The organism is Streptomyces sp. NPDC026673, assembly GCF_040638135.1.
In the GTDB taxonomy this organism is placed as follows: Bacteria; Actinomycetota; Actinomycetes; order Streptomycetales; family Streptomycetaceae; genus Actinacidiphila.
This window is the reverse complement of the sequence record NZ_JBEZXR010000061.1, coordinates 14,219-30,519: the sequence shown is the minus strand read 5'-3', so window position 1 is coordinate 30,519 and position 16,301 is coordinate 14,219. Positions and strand designations below refer to the sequence as shown.

The following is a 16,301-nucleotide window of genomic DNA, read 5'->3' as shown; positions in this document are numbered from 1 at the left end:
CGGTCCCCGACCAGGTGGCTCGGGATCCTGCGAACCTTTCCGTCCCCGGTGCCGACTGTCCTGGTGAGGCGTGAACGGGAGCGGGAGGTGTGGTGGGCGACGACGGGGACGGCGGGCTCCTGGTGGTGCGCTGCCAGCTGGGGGATCGGGAGGCCATCGGCGAGTTGGTGCGTGTGTGGCATGCCCCTCTGTGGCGCTATGTGCGGGGCATGGCCGGATCCCCTCACCTCGCGGACGACCTCGCACAGGAGGTGTGGGTCGCCGTGATCCGGGGACTGCCACGCCTGCGGGAGCCGGGGAGGTTCGCCCCGTGGCTGTTCACCATCGCCCGGCGTACGGTGGCCGACCATCTGCGGAAGGTGTACACGGCGCGGGAGACGTCGGCGGCGCGGAGCGGCGCAGGCGCGGAGGAGTCCGTTGCGGAGTGCGATGACGCACTCGCCGGCGTGCTGACCTCGATGGCGATAGAGGCGGGTCTGAGTGGTCTGCCGCCTCAGGAGCGGGAGGTGCTGATCCTCTTCCATCTCCAGGATCTCCCCCTGGCCACGTGCGCGGAGGTGCTCGGCATCCCGGCCGGCACGGTCAAGAGCCGGCTGCACCGCGCGCGTCGCATGCTGCGGGACGTACTGGTCGAGAGGGGATACGAGGCATGAGCGAGCGGAACCACGAGGTCCCGGTGGAACTGGAGCGTGCGCTGGCGGCGGAGGCCTCGCTGCGATCGCGGATGCGGTACGCGGCCGTGGGGCTGTCGGGCGGGTGCGGGGCAGCGCTGATCGCGGTGTTGTGGGCCACCGAGCCGCAACCGCTGCCCGGTCGCACCCAAGCCGCCTTCGCCACGCTGATCGCCGTCGGGCTGGCCTGGGCCGGCGTCGCCGGATGGGTTCTGAGCAGGCGGCGGCCGCTGTTCGCCCGGGACCGGGTGCTGGCGGCCCGGCTCGCGCTGGCGGTCACCACGGTGACCGGCACCGCCGCGACGGTGCTGGCCGCGGTACGTGGCACCACGGCCGTGACCCTGGCCACGGCCCTGCTCGGGGCCGTTCTCATCGCGGTCGCGGCGATCGTCCTGGCACGGGCGAGCTCCCGCCGCCGCGAACTGCTCGCGCTGCGCGACGCCTTGCGACGGGATCCCTCCTGATCGGCCCCGTCCTGCCGCCCGTACGGCAGGACGCCCACCGCAGACGCGCGGAGGCTCGCCCTGGTGGCCAGGACGACGCCCGGAGCCGGGTCGACAACGGCGCCCCCGCGGATCTGCCCGAACGGTCGTACACGAGCGGTCAGCGCCGCGCGCGCAACGCCCTCACCGGCGCCGAACGCAGCGGTGGGGCCTTGGGCGGAGGCAGCCGGTCCGCGTGTACGTGATGCCTGGCCGCGACGATGGAGGCCATCAGTTCGGCGTCCAAGGCCGAGGCGTCGGCGAGCCGGGTGGGGGCCGCGTAGGCGTTGAACAGGGTCTTGGTGATGCGCAGGGCGTCCTCGGGCCGGCGGATGACGGGCCGTGCCCACTCGTCGACGGCCTTGTCGAGTTCGTTCTCGGGGACGACCTTTTGGAGGATGCCCAGGGAGCATGCCTCGCGGGCGTCGAATGCCCGTCCGGTGAGGACGAGTTCACGGACGCGGGGGGCGCCGACCTCGTTGAGCAGCCGGGGGAGGAGGCCGCCCCAGGCGGTGGGCAGGCCGAGGGCGAGTTCGGGGAGGCGGAAGGAGGCGGTTTCGGCGCCGACGCGCAGGTCGCAGGCGAGGGCCAGCCCCAGGCCCGCGCCGATGGCCTTGCCGTGGACCTTGGCGATGGTAACGGCGGCATTGGCGCTCAGCGCCTCACAGACGAGGCGCGCCTTGGCGGTCGAGGTTCGGACACCGCTGCCGGTGGGGTCGTGACGGAGTGAGGCGTCGTATTCGGTGCGGTCGCCGCCGAGGCAGAAGTCGTCGCCGGATCCGGAGAGCACGATGACGCGCACGGACGGGTCGGGGGTGCCGAGGACGGCGAGCAGGTCGTCGAGCATCGCCTCGGTGATGGCGTTTCCGTATCCGGGCTCGTGCAGTTCGACGTGGAGGATCGGGCCCCTGTGGAGGGTGCGGAGTGTCTTGAGTGTGGTTCCCGTGTCGGTGGGGAGGGGCTGTGGTGCGTTCATGCCGTCACCTTCATGGAGGTCACGCGGCGGAAGACCATGCGCGGGGCGTAGGAGGGCGGGGAGGCGAGGCGCAGGGTGGGGAAACGATTCAGCAATGCGGTCAGCAGGGCCCTGGCCTCGAGCCTGGCCAGTGCCGCGCCCAGGCAGTAGTGTGCGCCGCCTCCGAAGGTGAGGTGTGTGCCGCCGCGGAGCATGTCGTAGGCGTCGGGGTCGGGGTTGCGCCGCGGGTCGTGGTTGGCCGAGCCGTACATGACGTGCACCGTGGTGTCCCTGGCCATGGGCACGCCCGCCAGCACGGTGTCGTCGGCGGCGACCCGGCTGTTGAGGTGGATGGGAGGGTCGTAGCGCAGCGCCTCCTCGATGGCGTCGTCCACGTGCCCGGGGTTGTGGCGCAGCCACTGCCAGCGCACGGGTTCGTCGAGCAGCAGCGCGACCATGACCGAGAGCAGCGTGGCCGTCGTCTCCAGGGAGGCGATGGTGACGAACATGACCAGCTGGTAGACCATCTGATCCGCCGCGTGGCGGTCTCCGGCCAGCTGCTCGTCCCAGTGGCGGATCCACCGGGACACGACATCGTTGCCGGGCCGGGCACGCCGGCTGCGCACCAGTTCGGTGAAGTAGGCCCGCAGCTCCAGTGTGGCCTGCTCGGAGACGGCCAGTTCGGACTTGGTGGGCAGCAGTTCCTGCGCGTGCACTTGACGGTGCGTGAAGTCGAGGATGTGCGGGAAATCGGTCGCCGGGATGTCCAGCCAGCGGCCGATGGTGGCCAGTGGCAGCTGCTCGCTCACGATGCCGACGAAGTCGGCGACGCCGTTCGCCGCCAGTTCGCCGTCCAGCGCGTCGAGAAGCCGGGCGACGTGCTCCTCGATCTGCGGCCGCATGGCGGCGACGGTCGATCGGTCGAAGGGATTGCCCAGTCCGCGCCGTTGACTGGTGTGGACCGGTGCGTTGAGACGGGAGAGGGTCAGGCTCATCTCCCGGGTGGCCGGAGCCTGCCAGCGCTCGGTGTCCTGCTGCCGCTCCTGCCAGGCGAAGTCCGGCACGAGCCAGTTCCTGCCGCGCAGGACCTGGTCGCACACGTCGTAACCGGTGATGAAGTACCCGCCCCAGGGGGCGGGCACGACATCACCCATGGCGCGCAGTTCTTGGTAGAGGGGGAAGGGATCGGCCTGTCCTTCGGGGGTGCGCAGACGACGAAGGACGGATATGACGGCTCGACGGTCAATGGCTATCCGGCTTATGTCACCGACAGCGGTCACGCAGAGCTCCTCAAGCTGGGCGTAACGTACCGGCGGAACCTACCCCTCCTGCTGATGCCGTCATGCGTTCCCTGGTGTTGCTCCTGTCACATGCCTCTCGTCAGACCCGGAAGAGATCCAGGAACGTGCTCCAGAAACCCTTCCTCTGCTGCGGTGCCGCGGGCACGGGCTGCGCCGTCCCCTCCAGAAGGGCGACATCCTGCGCGGGGCCTTCGGCGGGCGGCAGCGGTTCGGCGAACCGGGTGGCCGGGATCGGGCTGAACCGTACCGGCAGTGCCACCAGGGCGCGGTGGAACGGGCCGGGACGCCACTGCAGTTGATCCACGGGCTCCGTGAGCGTCAGGTCGTGCAGCGTGTTGAGGATTTTCTCCACCGCCGTCAGGGCGATGAGCTGGGCGGGGGACTTGGCGGGGCAGGCGTGCGGGCCGGCGCCCCATGCGAGGTGCGCGCCCTTGCTGAGCATCTCGCGTTCCGCGGTGAGCGCGGGGTCGCTGTTGGCGGCGGCGAAGCTGATGACCAGCGGGGTGTTGGCCGCCACCTCGACGCCGTCGAGGTCCACGGTCTGCAAGGGGAAGTGGGTGGCGTAGTTGGCGATCGGCGGGTTGTTCCACAGGACGTCGTCCATGGCCTCCTCGACCAGCATGCCCGACTTGCGCCCCGAGGTGTCCTCGGACAGCAGCAGGAGCAGGGTGTTGCCGATGAGGTTTCGCTCGGGCTCCACACCGGCGCCCATGAGCATGACAAGCTGGTCCTTGAGCTCCTCGTCGTTCAGGCCCGCCGGGTGCGCGATCAGCCAGGAGGTGATGTCCTCTCCGGGCGTGCGGCGCTTGAGGGCGATCAGCTCCATCAGGCAGGCGGTGAGCTCCTCGTTGGCGCGCAACGCGTCCTTGCCGTCGAAGATGGCGCCCATCGAGGTGGTCAGACGGTCGCCGATGTCCGCGGGGCAGCCGAAGAGCTTGTTGAACAGCAGCAGCGGCAGCAGCTTCGCGTAGTCGTTCAGCAGGTCGGCGCGGCCGCGTTCGCTGAACTGGCCGATGAGGTAGTCGGCGATCTGCTCGACGTCCCGGGCGAGCCTGCTGACGTTGAGCTTGTCGAGGCTCTCCGTGACGGCCTTGCGCAGGCGCAGGTGCACCGTGCCGTCGGTGAACAGGCAGTTGGGCCGGTAGGCCATCATCGGCAGGATCGGGTTGTCCAGCGCGATACGGCCCTCGTTGAGGGCGGTCCAGCGGCGGGAGTCACGCGCGAAGAGGGTCGGGTTCTGCAGGACCCGGCGCGCGGTGTGGTGCTCGGTCACCAAGGTGGCGTCGACACCGGGCGACAGCTCCACGGGGGCCGCGGGGCCGAACTCCCGCAGCCGGTCGTAGATCCGGCCCGGGTCGGCCGCGAAGTCGGCACCGTGCATCGGGCATCTCGCCGGCGCGCCGGCGACGGGGGAGGAGTGCTGAGATTCCATGGGTTTCCTTGGGAAGGCCCGGAGCCCTTCCGTCCGGGGGCGGCGAAGGGCCCGGTCGGTCAGGCGGCGTGGGTGAGCAGGTGCTGGACGAGAGAGATCAGTGCCTGCGCGGACGAGGACTCGTCACGGGCGTCGCAGTACACGACGGGGGTGTGCGGGAACAGGTCGAGCGCTTCCCGGATTTCGTCCTCCTGGTAGCGGTGCTCGGGGTCGAAGTTGTTGACGGCCACGGCGTACTCCAAGCCGTACTTCTCGACGAGATCGATGACGGGGAAGGACTCGGCCAGCCGGGCGGGGTCCACCAGGAGCAGAGCCCCCAACGCCCCACGGGCCATGTCCTCCCACAACTGCATGAAGCGTTGCTGACCGGGTGTGCCGAACAGGTAGAGCACCAGCTCCTCGCTCAGCGTCAGCCGCCCGAAGTCCAGCGCCACCGTGGTCGTCCGCTTGTCCGGTGCTCCCCGGAGGTCGTCCACGTGGAGGGACGCCTGCGTCATCTTCTCTTCGGTGCGCAGAGGGGCGATCTCCGAGAGCGTGCCGATCAACGTCGTCTTGCCCACGGCGAAGTGCCCCACCACCAGGATCTTCGCGGCGGTGGTCACCCCCTCCGACACATATGCGCTGTCAGGCAAAGCGCCTTTGGAGTCCATGCAACACCTCTTCGAGGATTCTCTTGTCGACGGCCTGGGCGGGGGGCGGGGCTTCACGGCGCAGCAGATGCCCTTGCTCGGTTAAATCGGTCAGCAGCAGCCGCGCGACGCCCACCGGGAGTTCCAGGTGGGCGGCGACTTCGGCGACCGACAGGTAGCCACCGGAGCACAGCTCCCAGATGGCAGCCACCTCGGGACTGGCCCCGAGGGGGAGCTGCCGGCCGGGCGCGATCGTGACCAGTGTGAGAAGCGACAGGGCGTCCGCCGGGGGCAGGGCGCGCCCGCCGGCGATGACGTAGGAACGGACGAAGTCGCTGGCGACCGGTTCTTCCTTGCCGCGTGACGTCATGCTTCGGCACCGGCGTTCTGACGCGGCGGCGTGGTCATCGCCTTGCCGAGCGCGCCGACCTGTTGCTGCATGCGGAAACTCATGGCCTCCATGTCCACATCCGGCGCGGCCGACGCGGCCAGATACGCCCCGTCACCCGCGGCGATCAGGAAGATCCAGCCGTGCTCGTACTCCAGCAGCGTCTGCCGCCACGGACTCGCACCGCCTCCGGTGAACGGCGCCACGGCCCGCGACAACGACTGCATCGAACTCATGGCCGCCGCGTTGGTCTCCGCGTCGTCCCGGCCGATCTCGCTGGACTTCTCCAGCAGCAGACCGTCCGCCGAGACGAGGATGGCGTGCCGCGCACCGCGCACCTGGAGTACGTCGTTGAGCACCCACGACAGATCGGGGTTCATTGGTCCTGGAGTCCTTCCGTGTTCGTGGTGTCCCGACCGGACAGGGTTCCGCGCTGGAACGCCCCGATGCGTGAGGCCCTGGTACCGGTGTTGTCCTCCGGTGCCGGTCCTGCCGTCTCGTCGGGGGCCGACTCGGCGGAGGGCTGGGGGAGCACGGTCACCGTGTGACGGCGGCGCTTGGGCAGTCCGCCCGCCGTGGTGCCGTGGGCGCCCACAGAGACGGGAGCGCTCACGGGTGCCAGGCGCTTGGGGGGCGTGGTCTCGGCGGTGGTCCGGGCGTCGGCCGTCTCGGGCTGAGGTGCGGGGGCTTCGTTCGTCAGGAGTTTCTCCGGCAGAAGGATGACCGCCCGCACGCCGCCGTACGGGGACACGGAGTCGACCGAGACCTCGAAGCCGTAGCGGGCCGCGAGCATGCCGGCCACGGCGAATCCGAACTTCGGCGGATTGCCGAGAGCGGTGATCCCGACCGGCGTGGAGGGCGACAGGAGGGCCGCGGCCTGGTCCTTCTCCTCCTGGCTCATACCCAGGCCGGCATCGTCGACGATGACGCAGACGCCCTTGGGAACGGCCCGGATGTTGATCTCGACCGGGGTGTCGGGGGCGCTGTAGTTGGTGGCGTTCGCCAGCAGCTCGGCAAGCACCACCGCCACCGGCTCCACGGCCCGGCTGGCGACCGTGAAGTGCATCTGGGCGTGGATCTGGACGCGGTCGAACCGGCGAATGCGGCCCTGCGCACTGCGCGCCACGTCGTACACCGAGGCCACGGTCTCCCGTCGGCCGAGCCAGCCGCCGCACAGCACCGCGATGCCTTGCGCGCGCCTCCCGAACTGGCTGTTGGCGTGGTCGATGGCCATCAGGTCGGCGAGGATCTGCGGATCGTCGCCGTACTTCTTCTGGACTCGGTCGATGACGACCTGCTGCTCGTCGGCGAGCACCTGCAGCGTGCGCATCGCCGACTTCAAGACGGTCTTGGTGTCCTCCTCCGCGTCTTTGCGCACCTCCGCCAACTCGGCGGCGTGCTGCTCTCGTAGTCCGGCTTGGGCCCTGCGGACGGCATCCGCGTCGGACCGCGCCGAGTCGCCCTCACCCTGCAGCCGGGCATTGTTGCTCCGCAGGATCATGTTCGTCCTACGAGCGCGCAGGACGACCATGACGGCGACACAAAACACAACTATGGAGATCCACAGGAATGGATCGCCCCAAATTGACGTCATCAGGCTCTCTTCAAGTCGCATCGCGACAGAAGTGACCATCCGGACTGCGGCTCAGGGCTACTCCGGACGCCCGAAGGGCGTGCCATCATGCCGAACCCAGCCCAGCGGTGCTCCTCCGCGATGGTGCCCTGGAGACTGTCCCCCGCGCGCACGCGCGCCATCAGCCTTCTAGAAACCTGATCACCCTAACAGCAGTGGATCACCAATTGGTGAAGCCTGACTGCGACTTGATGGTTTGCACACGGTCATCACAACCCTCCTCGCGGGCGACCGCGCGATACGACCGCGGAAGCGGCTTCCGGGCTGTCCTCCTGTGGGGCGATTCCGGACGGGTCGCGGGCCGCGGCGGCGTCCGCGTGGAGCCGCGCGAGGGGAACGGCCGCGCCGTGGCCAGGGGGCGGATTCCCGCCGCTCGAGGCTGTCACAAACGAGGACGCCGCCCTGTCCTTACTGCCTACCTCCTTGGTCCGCTCGGGCGGAGGTTTCACCGTGAAGACCGGCAAGAGAAAGAGATGACGTGCCCGGAGAGATGAGCGAGCAGGACGCGGCCGTACGGCTGATGCGGGACGCGTATGAGCGCTGGGAAGGGCTCCCCGCGATCGAGCTCGCCATGACGCGGCAGGACGCGTGGGTCCTCATGGTGGGTCTGCAGACCGCCGTGGCCCATCCGCTGCTCGCGGGCGGCCCGATGGCCAAGAGCATGGAGGTGGTCGGCCGGCGGATCCAGGACGCCGTCTGCGACGATCCCGAGGTGTACACCCTGGCCGAAAGCGCATGGAACCGTGCCTTCCACGTCACACCGGACCGAGGCCATGAGGTGGTCGATGATCCGGGCCGACGCGACGAATCCCGCCGGGACGGCTCGGGGACGTGGTGACCGCCACGGTGCGCGGGCCGGCCGGCGGGCAGCTCACCCGCAAGGTGCCGGCCGCAGGGCGCTCCCGCGTCCCGGCGGGGTGGGCCGGCTCCGGCGCCGGGTGGGTACCATCCCGATGCCGTGACGATGTGGGCATCGTCGCTGGTCACACGGTCACACCGTGTGGCGCGGTCGACATCCCGCGGGACGCGGTGGAGCCGGGCGTCCGTCCGCTGTGATGGCGACGACATCGACCCCTCGGTCTTCGAGGGCACTTCGGGGGCCTGACCCGCTGGTTCCCGCCATGAACAAGGACGTGGCGACACGTGGCGACCGGCCGGACGGCGGCGCCTTTCGTGGCGACCCCGAAGCATTTCTTCGGTGTGCATTCGGTCACACCTGTTGTGATGTCACTGTGTTTGCGCGGTTTGTGGTCACTGGCTATTTTGAGTGTCCGCCCCGCCCTGCTTGGTCCGGAAGGGCTCATTCGTCCCATGCCTCACAGTGGTCCCACACCGTGGGCAGGGAGCGGTCCCGGGCACCTGTCCACGATCTTCCCGACAACCTTCCCGGGGCCGCCCTGGGAACCTCTAGGAGCCGCCTCGCATGACCACCAGTTCGCTTCCCGTCCTGGTCGGCCGGCATCACGAGTGTGCGGCGCTCGACGACCTGCTGGCCGGCCTGCGCAAAGGTGAGTCCCGGGTCTGCGTGATCCGTGGCGAGGCGGGCATCGGGAAGTCGGTGCTCCTGGAGTACGCGGCCGCCCGGGCGTCACGGGTGACGATCACCCGGGCGCGGGGCATCGAGGCCGACATGGAGCTGCCGTACGCGAGCCTGCACCAGCTGTGTGCGCCGTTCCTGGCCGAGGTCGACGCTTTGCCGGGACCCCAGCGCGACGCCCTCCGCGTGGCATTCGGGATGGCGGCCGGCGACCCGCCCGACCGCTTCCTCGTCGGCCTCGCCGTGCTGACCCTGTTCACCCGGGTCTCGGAGACCCGACCGGTGCTCGTCGTGGTCGACGACGCCCAGTGGCTGGACCAGGTGTCCTTGCAGACACTGGAGTTCGTGGCCCGACGGCTGCTCGCCGAGGCGGTCGCGATGACCTTCGCGGTACGCGTCCCCGAGGGAGAGGCCGCACTCGCCGGCCTGCCGGAGATGCGGATCGGCGGTCTCGACGCCGCCGCGGCCGGGGAGCTCCTCGAGGCCGCCGTCGGCGGGCGGCTGGAGAAGCGGGTCCGGGACCGGTTCGTGGCCGAGATGCACGGCAACCCCCTGGCGCTGATCGAGTTCTCCCGCGGCCGTAGCGCCGCCGAACTGGCCTACGGCGTGGACTCGAGTACCCCGGGTGTCCAGGGGACGGTGTCGAGCCGCGTCGAACGGGACTTCGCGAGCCGGCTCGGTTCACTGCCGGCGCCGACCCGGACGCTGCTGCTGATCGCCGCGGCGGAACCGGTCGGTGACCCGCGCCTGCTGGTGCGCGCCGCCGCCCTGCTGGAGATCACTCCCGATGTCGCACCGGCCAAGGCGGCCGGCCTGATCGAGTTCGGCGAGTCGGTTCGGTTTCGGCATCCGCTGGTCCGTTCGGCGGTCTACCACCAGGCCGACCCCGAAGAGCGCCGAGCGGTGCACCGGGCGCTGGCCGCGGCCACGGACCCGGTCATGGATCCCGACCGGCGCGCCTGGCATGCCGCGCAGGCCGTCGACGGGCCGGACGAAGAGGTCGCCTCGGGGCTGGAGCAGGCCGCCGGCCGGGCGCGGCAGCGCGGCGGCATGGCCGCCGAGGCGGTCCTGCTGGAACGCGCGGCCGAGGTGACGCCGGACCCCTGGTCGCGGGGGCGCCGAGCTCTCGCGGCCGCGGAGGCGCACTTCTCGGCCGCCTCGCCCGACCGCGCCACGGAGCTGGCGACACTGGCCGAACTGAGTCCCCTCGGCCCCCTGGACCGAGCCCGGTTGGCGCGCCTGCGGGCCAGGATTCTCTTCGCCCGCAGCCGCAGCGACGAGGCGGCGCCCCTGCTCCTCGGCGCCGCCGCGCAGTTCACCGCCGCCGGCTCGCCCCTGGCGCGGGAGACCTACCTCGAGGCGATCAGCGCGACCGTGTTCGCGGGCAGGGTCCACGGGCCGGCAGGCGCCCGCGCCGCGGCGATCGCGGCCCGCGGCTCCGGGGCGCCCCCCTCGGGCTCCAAGGCCGCCGACATGCTTCTGGACGGTGTGGCCACGCTCCTCTCGGACGACTACGAGACCGGTGGCCCGGCACTGTGCCGCGCGCTGGAGCCTCTCGTGCACGAGGACGTCGGCACCCGGGAGGCGACCATGCGCTGGCTCCTCCTGGCCCCGGTCGCCCTGGAGGCGTTCATCCACTACGCCTGGGACCTGACCGCGTGGGACGCGCTGGCGACCCGTGCGGTGCGCCTGGCCCGCGACATCGGAGCGCTCGGCGCGCTGCCACCGGCACTGATCTACGCCGGCGGGGTGCACATCCACACCGGCGACTTCGCCGAGGCGGAGCGGATGATCGACGAAGCCGACGCGATCGCCACCGCGACCGGCCACGCACCCCACAAATACGCGACGCTCGTCCTGTCCGCGTGGCGAGGCGACGAGGACGTCGCGGCCGGCTTCATCGAAGAGGCCAAGGAGAGGGCGGCACAGCGGGGCGAGGTGTCCCTCCTGGGCGTCACGGGCTACATCCAAGGTGTGCTGTTCAACGGCCTGGCCCGCTACGACCAGGCCCTGGTGGCCGCTCGTTCGGGCATCGAGCACGACGGGTTCAACTTCACCGGCCTGTCGCTGGTCGAACACATCGAGGCCGCGACCCGGTGCGGCGAACTCGACCAGGCCCGCGCCTCGCTCGCCCGGCTGGTCCAACTCACCCGCGCGGCCGATTCCGGATGGGCTCGTGGCGTGACGGCGCGCAGCCGGGCTCTTCTCACCGACGGTGACGAGGCCGACGGACTGTACCGGACCGCGATCGAGGCGTTCGGCCGTGATCGCGTGGTCGTGGCGGTGGAGGTGGCACGCACGCACCTGCTGTACGGCGAGTGGCTGCGCCGGAGCCGCCGCCGTTCGCTGGCCCGGGAGCACCTTCGCGCGGCCCACGAGATGTTCGACGGAATGGGGGCGCGCGCCTTCGCCGAGCGGGCCCGCCGCGAACTGCTCGCCTGTGGCGAGCGCGTCCGGGTGCGGGAAGCCGATCCGGCGAGCGCCCTGACCCCGCAGGAGTCGCAGATCGCGACCCTGGCCGCCGGCGGCATGACGAACCCGAAGATCGGCGCGGAGCTGTTCATCAGCCCCCACACCGTGGAGTGGCACCTGCGGAAGGTGTACACGAAGCTCGGCATCAGCTCTCGCCGTGCGCTGCAGGGTGCCCTCGCGATCGCCCCGGCCGCGGACGCCAAGGACGCGGACACGGTCTGATCCGGCCGAGACCCGGTGCGGGAGATCCGCCCCGGGGGGCACTACGGACTCGACTACGGACTTCAGGGGCGCGGTAGGCGGCGTCGCGCAGCGAGGGTGGAACCATCGCCCTCCATGGGTGCCGTCCACGAAGAGGAGTCCCTGATGTCCGCGCCCAGCCTGGAGACGACGACGCCGACCCCGACCCCGGTCGCCCGGTCGGCCGAGGACGGCCAGGACCTGGCCCCCGAGGACCTCCGCGAGGCGGAGGCCGTGTTCGAGGACGCCCGCAGGCTCATGTTCGGGATCGCCTACCGGATGCTCGGCAGTGCCGGCGAAGCCGAGGAGGTCCTCCGGGACGTCCGGACGCGCTGGCGGAACGGCGACCGGCCCGGGGCGCAGGACGCGCAGGCGTCCCTCGTCACGATGGTGACCCGGCTGGCGATCGACGCGCTGCGATCCGCGAGAGCCCGCCGGGGGAACTATGTCGGCTTCTGGCTGCCGGAGCCGGTCGCGACCACGGGCGACCCCGCGGTGGGCGCCGTGAACGGGGAGGCTCTGGAGGTCGCGGTGCTGGCGCTGATGGACGGTCTCACGCCGACGGAGCGGGCGGCGTATGTGCTCCGGGAGGCGTTCGGCTTCCCGCACGCGCGGATCGCCGGGATCATCGGCCTGTCCCAGGCCGACGTACGCGCCCTGGTCGTGCGGGCGCGGGAGTTCCTGGCGGAGGTTCCCCCCGGGAGTGGGGAAGGGTGAAGGTGACGGCGGGGCGGCGGGGACGTGGAACTCCTTACGAAATGATCACCGAGGGGGTCGGATCACTCTCGGACCGTTGACCGGGTGTACCGGTGGCTCGGACGAAGCCGTGAGGGGCCGACGCCGAGTCGCATCCGCAACGCTAGACGCCGGATGGGGCGGAGATGCGGTCCAATCGCGAGGAGGGTTCCCGGACCAATTGCGGGGCCATGCCTTCCGGGAGGGGCGGGAGGAGGCCCGCTGCGTCAGGTACCGTGCCGGGCGGGCAGCCGCCGGGGGCGCGCCGTGCGCCGCCGAACCCCCGGACCTGACCGCTCTGCAACTCCGCGTCCGCCCACCGGGGTTGACACTGTTACCCCGGGTTGCGGCAGAGTGTGCGTTCAGCGGGCCGGGCCCCGTGGCCCCGGGCGGCGAAACCATCCCCCCACACTCCGCCTTCTGGTGCGGCAGCGGTGTGGTCCGGCCCGCCGCGGCGGGGACGTGGGTGGTGGTCGGGGCCGGCGCGGTGCGGAGCGCGTCCGGCGATCGGTCACGGGATGCCCCGGTCACACCTCGTCGCCGGTCTCCCCGACGAGGTGCGCCGGCGAGGCGGCGATCTCACGCCAGAAGTCGATGAGCATGCGCTCGAACCGCAATCCCACCTCCACGGTGGCCCGTTGGGGCGAACCCGCCGGCAGGGTTCCGGAGGCGACCAGGAGCCGGTATTCCGCCAGTTGGCCTTCATGGGCCCGGATCTGTTCCGTGGCGAGCCGGGTGATCGCGTCGATCGTGTCCGCGGCGCCGGTCGCGTCGGCGTCACAGGTCTGAGGCTGGAAGTAGAGCCTCAGCAGCCCTTCGTCGTGGATCTCGGTGATCGCCCGCGTCGGCGCGGCGAGCCATCGACACAGCTCGCGCCGTCCCTCCTCGGTGAGCGACAGGGTCCGCCGGTGACGGCCGCCCTCTTCCTGGCGCTCGACGACCAGTCCGCGCCGGACCAACCGTCCGGCCTCCGCGTACAGCTGTGAGCGCGGGAAGACCCAGAAGTGCCCGATGCTCCGGCGGATTCGCTGATCGAGCTGGTAGGGGGTCGCTCCTTCGTGCCTGCTCAGCAGGCCGAGGACCACATAGGCACTGACCGGCAGTGCGGTCGGCATCGCTGTCTCCCGATCCGGACCATCTGAATCTCAATATTCCGGACATAACCGTCCACACCGTACCGTGGATTTCGACGGTTGAGAGGGATCAACACGACCGGCGCAAGCCGTCCCGACGGACGCCTTGTCGGGCGCGTGACCACGGCCGCCCGCCCCTTCCCCATCCGACAGGAGGCAGCCTCGTGAGTACCACCTTGTTCGAGCCCATCACTCTCCGCTCACTGACCGTTCCGAACCGCATATGGATGGACGCCATGTGCCAGGCCGGCGCCGCCCCGGAGGGCGAACGGGCGGGCGTGCCCGACGACTGGCACTTCGCACACCTGGCGGCGCGGGCCACCGGCGGCGCCGGACTGATCCTCTCCAAGGCCACCGCGGTCAGCCCGGAGAACCGGCTGGGCCCGTACGACCTCGGCATCTGGAACGACACCCAGGTCGAGGCCTTCCGGCGGATCACCGCGTTCCTGAAGTCCCAGGGCACCGTGCCGGGTGTCCAACTGGCCGCGGGACGCGGGGAACCCGCCGGGGGAGGCTGGGTCGATCGCAGGTTCCCGGTCACCCCGGGCAAGCGGTACGGCTGGGCGCCCGGCGGTTCCGGCACCGTCCCGTTCGCCGCGGGCTCCACCGCGGTCGAGGAACTGGGCACCGAGCAGATCGGCCGGGTCGTGGCGGACTTCGCCGACGCCGCCGGGCGCGCCCTGGACGCCGGGTTCCAGGTCGCCGAGATCCACGGCGTCCACGGCTACCTCGTCAACCAGTTCCTGTCCCCGCACTCCAACCACCGCACCGACGGCTACGGCGGCGACTTCATGGGCCGTACCCGCTTCGCCCTGGAGGTCGTCGAGGCCGTCCGCGCGGTGTGGCCGCAGGACCTGCCGGTCTTCTTCCGCATGTCGTCCGCCGACGGGCCGGGCGAGAGCGGCGGCGACTGCGAGGGCTGGACCGCCGACGACACCGTTCGCCTCGCCAAGGAGCTTCAGGCCCGGGGCGTGGATCTGATGGACGTTCCGGCCCCGCGTCACCGGGTGCCCGTCGCCGAGCGCGTCCGCGACGAGACCGGCATGCCCGTCGCCGCCGTCGGCCCGCTCACCGGACCCGCGCGGGCACAGGCCCTCCTCCGTTCCGGCGGCGCCGACGCCGTCCTGCTCGGCCAGGAGTTGCTGCGGGACCCGTACTGGCCGCTCCACGCGGCCTCCGCGCTGGGCGGGAGGGTCAACACCCCGGTCCTGTACCACGTCGCGTAGGCCGACGCCGATGCGGCCTCCGCGCTGGGCGGGAGGGTCAACACCCCGGTCCTGTACCACGTCGCGTAGGCCGACGCCGATGTCCGGACCACGCACTGCCGCGCGGAGCCCGACCTTCACGCCGACGTCCAGGTCCGGCGCCGGCTGGCCTGCCCTCCGACCTGCCTGACCCCCACTTCCCTCATTTCCCCTCACGATTTCGGAGAAGAACCATGCACAACAGCCCCCTCTTCGACCCTGTCCGGCTTGGCGCACTGTCGCTGTCCAACCGCTTCGTCATGCCCCCGATGACGCGCAGCCGGGCCCTGCCCGACGGCAGCCCCGGACCCTCCGCGCCGCTCTACTACACCCAGCGCGCCTCGGCCGGACTGATCATCACGGAGGGCACCGTCGTCTCCGCCGAAGGCGTCGGCGGCCCCGGCATCCCGGGCCTGTGGAGTGACGCGCAGGTCCAGGGGTGGAAGCGGGTGACGGACGCGGTGCACGCCGCGGGCGGCACCATCGTCACGCAGCTGTGGCACACCGGCCGCGCCTCCCACCCGGTCTTCCAGCCCGGCGGCAAGACCCCGGTCGGGCCCTCGCCCATCGCCATCGACGGCCTGGTCTTCACCGACGAGGGCCGCGTTCCCTTCGTCACCCCGCGACCGCTGGAGATCGACGAGATCCACGCCGTCGTCGCCCAGTTCGCCAAGGCCGGTGAGAACGCCCTGGCGGCCGGGTTCGACGGTGTGGAGGTGCACGCGGCCAACGGCTACCTGATCGACCAGTTCCTCCAGGACAGCGCCAACCGGCGCACGGACCAGTACGGCGGCGGCATCGAGAACCGCGCGCGCCTGCTGCTGGAGGTGGTCGACGCGCTGATCCGGGCGGTGGGCGCGGACCGCGTCGGCGTCCGCATCTCCCCGAGCAGCGTCTTCCAGGACATGACCGACTCCGACCCGGAGGCGCTGTTCGGCTACGTCGTGGGCGAGCTGGCCGCCCGTGACCTCGCGTATCTGCACCTGGTGGAGCCGGGCATCCTCGGCAACGACGACCACACAGCCGAACACCGGCCGGCCGACACCATCGACAGCGCGTGGGCCCGCAAGCGTTACCCGGGCCGCCTGATCGCGACCGGCGGCTACGGACGCGACCAGGCACTGCGCGCCGTGGAGAGCGGGACCGTCGACGCCGTGGGCTTCGGGCGTGACTTCATCGCCAACCCCGACCTGCCCGAGCGGCTGGCCCGTGACGCGGAGGTCCGCGAGGCGCTGCGACCGACCTTCTTCGGCGGTGACGACCGAGGCTACCTGGACTACCCCTCCCTCGAGGCCGAGCGCCTTCTCGCCGAACTGCGCGAGGGACGCCTCGCACCGGTGCCGGGCCTGGAGCTGAACTCCGCGACGCCGCTGGACACATGGCACATGGCCTGGGCCCAGCAGCAGCACGGCGCCGCCCGGGACTGACCCGGGCGGATCCCGCACCCGT

General features: G+C 71.2%; 15 protein-coding genes. 7 read left to right on the top strand and 8 right to left on the bottom strand.

Going from position 1 to position 16,301, the window contains the following annotated elements:
• Positions 1-92 precede the first annotated feature (92 nt).
• Together AB0F62_RS31560 and AB0F62_RS31555 are read left to right on the top strand one after the other, a co-directional pair.
• Positions 93-653, top strand: coding sequence for a sigma-70 family RNA polymerase sigma factor (locus AB0F62_RS31560; protein ID WP_361806982.1), 561 nt, complete (start codon positions 93-95; stop codon positions 651-653).
• On the top strand, positions 650-1,135 hold the full coding sequence (locus AB0F62_RS31555) for a transmembrane transport protein (RefSeq protein WP_361806979.1): 486 nt from the start codon (positions 650-652) through the stop codon (positions 1,133-1,135). Before AB0F62_RS31560 ends, AB0F62_RS31555 begins: the two co-directional genes overlap by 4 nt.
• Before the next feature lie 139 nt (positions 1,136-1,274).
• Here AB0F62_RS31555 and AB0F62_RS31550 read toward each other — a convergent pair whose 3' ends face one another.
• From AB0F62_RS31550 to AB0F62_RS31520, 7 genes are all read right to left on the bottom strand, one after another.
• Positions 1,275-2,129 (bottom strand): enoyl-CoA hydratase/isomerase family protein, encoded by an 855-nt coding sequence (locus AB0F62_RS31550; RefSeq protein WP_361806976.1) that lies wholly within the window; start codon positions 2,127-2,129, stop codon positions 1,275-1,277.
• Positions 2,126-3,388, bottom strand: coding sequence for a cytochrome P450 (locus tag AB0F62_RS31545; RefSeq protein WP_361806973.1), 1,263 nt, complete (start codon positions 3,386-3,388; stop codon positions 2,126-2,128). The genes AB0F62_RS31550 and AB0F62_RS31545 overlap by 4 nt, the downstream gene beginning before the upstream one ends.
• Before the next feature lie 100 nt (positions 3,389-3,488).
• Positions 3,489-4,841 carry a cytochrome P450 gene (locus AB0F62_RS31540; protein WP_361806970.1) on the bottom strand — a complete coding sequence of 451 codons (1,353 nt, stop codon included), beginning with the start codon at positions 4,839-4,841 and terminating at the stop codon, positions 3,489-3,491.
• 59 nt (positions 4,842-4,900) lie between these two features.
• Entirely contained in the window at positions 4,901-5,491 is a 591-nt protein-coding gene (locus tag AB0F62_RS31535) for an ATP/GTP-binding protein (protein WP_361806967.1), read from the bottom strand.
• A complete protein-coding gene (locus tag AB0F62_RS31530) occupies positions 5,466-5,840 on the bottom strand; it encodes a DUF742 domain-containing protein (RefSeq protein WP_361806964.1) in 375 nt (124 codons plus the stop codon). Before AB0F62_RS31530 ends, AB0F62_RS31535 begins: the two co-directional genes overlap by 26 nt.
• Complete coding sequence (locus tag AB0F62_RS31525; RefSeq protein WP_319659444.1) at positions 5,837-6,238, bottom strand: roadblock/LC7 domain-containing protein; 402 nt, start codon at positions 6,236-6,238, stop codon at positions 5,837-5,839. The genes AB0F62_RS31530 and AB0F62_RS31525 overlap by 4 nt, the downstream gene beginning before the upstream one ends.
• Positions 6,235-7,452: an ATP-binding protein gene (locus tag AB0F62_RS31520; protein ID WP_361806961.1), complete on the bottom strand. Its 1,218-nt coding sequence runs from the start codon at positions 7,450-7,452 to the stop codon at positions 6,235-6,237. Before AB0F62_RS31520 ends, AB0F62_RS31525 begins: the two co-directional genes overlap by 4 nt.
• Before the next feature lie 517 nt (positions 7,453-7,969).
• On the opposite strand from AB0F62_RS31520, the gene AB0F62_RS31515 reads away from it, so the two are divergent.
• From AB0F62_RS31515 to AB0F62_RS31505, 3 genes are all read left to right on the top strand, one after another.
• A complete protein-coding gene (locus AB0F62_RS31515; RefSeq protein WP_361806958.1) occupies positions 7,970-8,329 on the top strand; it encodes a hypothetical protein in 360 nt (119 codons plus the stop codon).
• Between the two features lie 585 nt (positions 8,330-8,914).
• Complete coding sequence (locus AB0F62_RS31510; protein WP_361806955.1) at positions 8,915-11,722, top strand: AAA family ATPase; 2,808 nt, start codon at positions 8,915-8,917, stop codon at positions 11,720-11,722.
• A gap of 144 nt (positions 11,723-11,866) precedes the next feature.
• The gene (locus tag AB0F62_RS31505) at positions 11,867-12,457 is read left to right on the top strand and encodes a sigma factor-like helix-turn-helix DNA-binding protein (protein WP_361806952.1); all 591 of its coding nucleotides are present in this window, start codon (positions 11,867-11,869) and stop codon (positions 12,455-12,457) included.
• A 545-nt stretch (positions 12,458-13,002) separates the two neighbouring features.
• On the opposite strand, the gene AB0F62_RS31500 is transcribed toward AB0F62_RS31505, so the two are convergent.
• Complete coding sequence (locus tag AB0F62_RS31500) at positions 13,003-13,590, bottom strand: PadR family transcriptional regulator (RefSeq protein WP_361806949.1); 588 nt, start codon at positions 13,588-13,590, stop codon at positions 13,003-13,005.
• Positions 13,591-13,772: 182 nt separating this feature from the next.
• Between AB0F62_RS31500 and AB0F62_RS31495 the strand changes: the two genes are divergently transcribed.
• Both AB0F62_RS31495 and AB0F62_RS31490 read left to right on the top strand, forming a co-directional pair.
• A complete protein-coding gene (locus AB0F62_RS31495; protein ID WP_361806946.1) occupies positions 13,773-14,834 on the top strand; it encodes an NADH:flavin oxidoreductase/NADH oxidase in 1,062 nt (353 codons plus the stop codon).
• A 212-nt stretch (positions 14,835-15,046) separates the two neighbouring features.
• Positions 15,047-16,279: an alkene reductase gene (locus AB0F62_RS31490; protein WP_361806943.1), complete on the top strand. Its 1,233-nt coding sequence runs from the start codon at positions 15,047-15,049 to the stop codon at positions 16,277-16,279.
• The last annotated feature ends 22 nt before the right edge of the window (positions 16,280-16,301 follow it).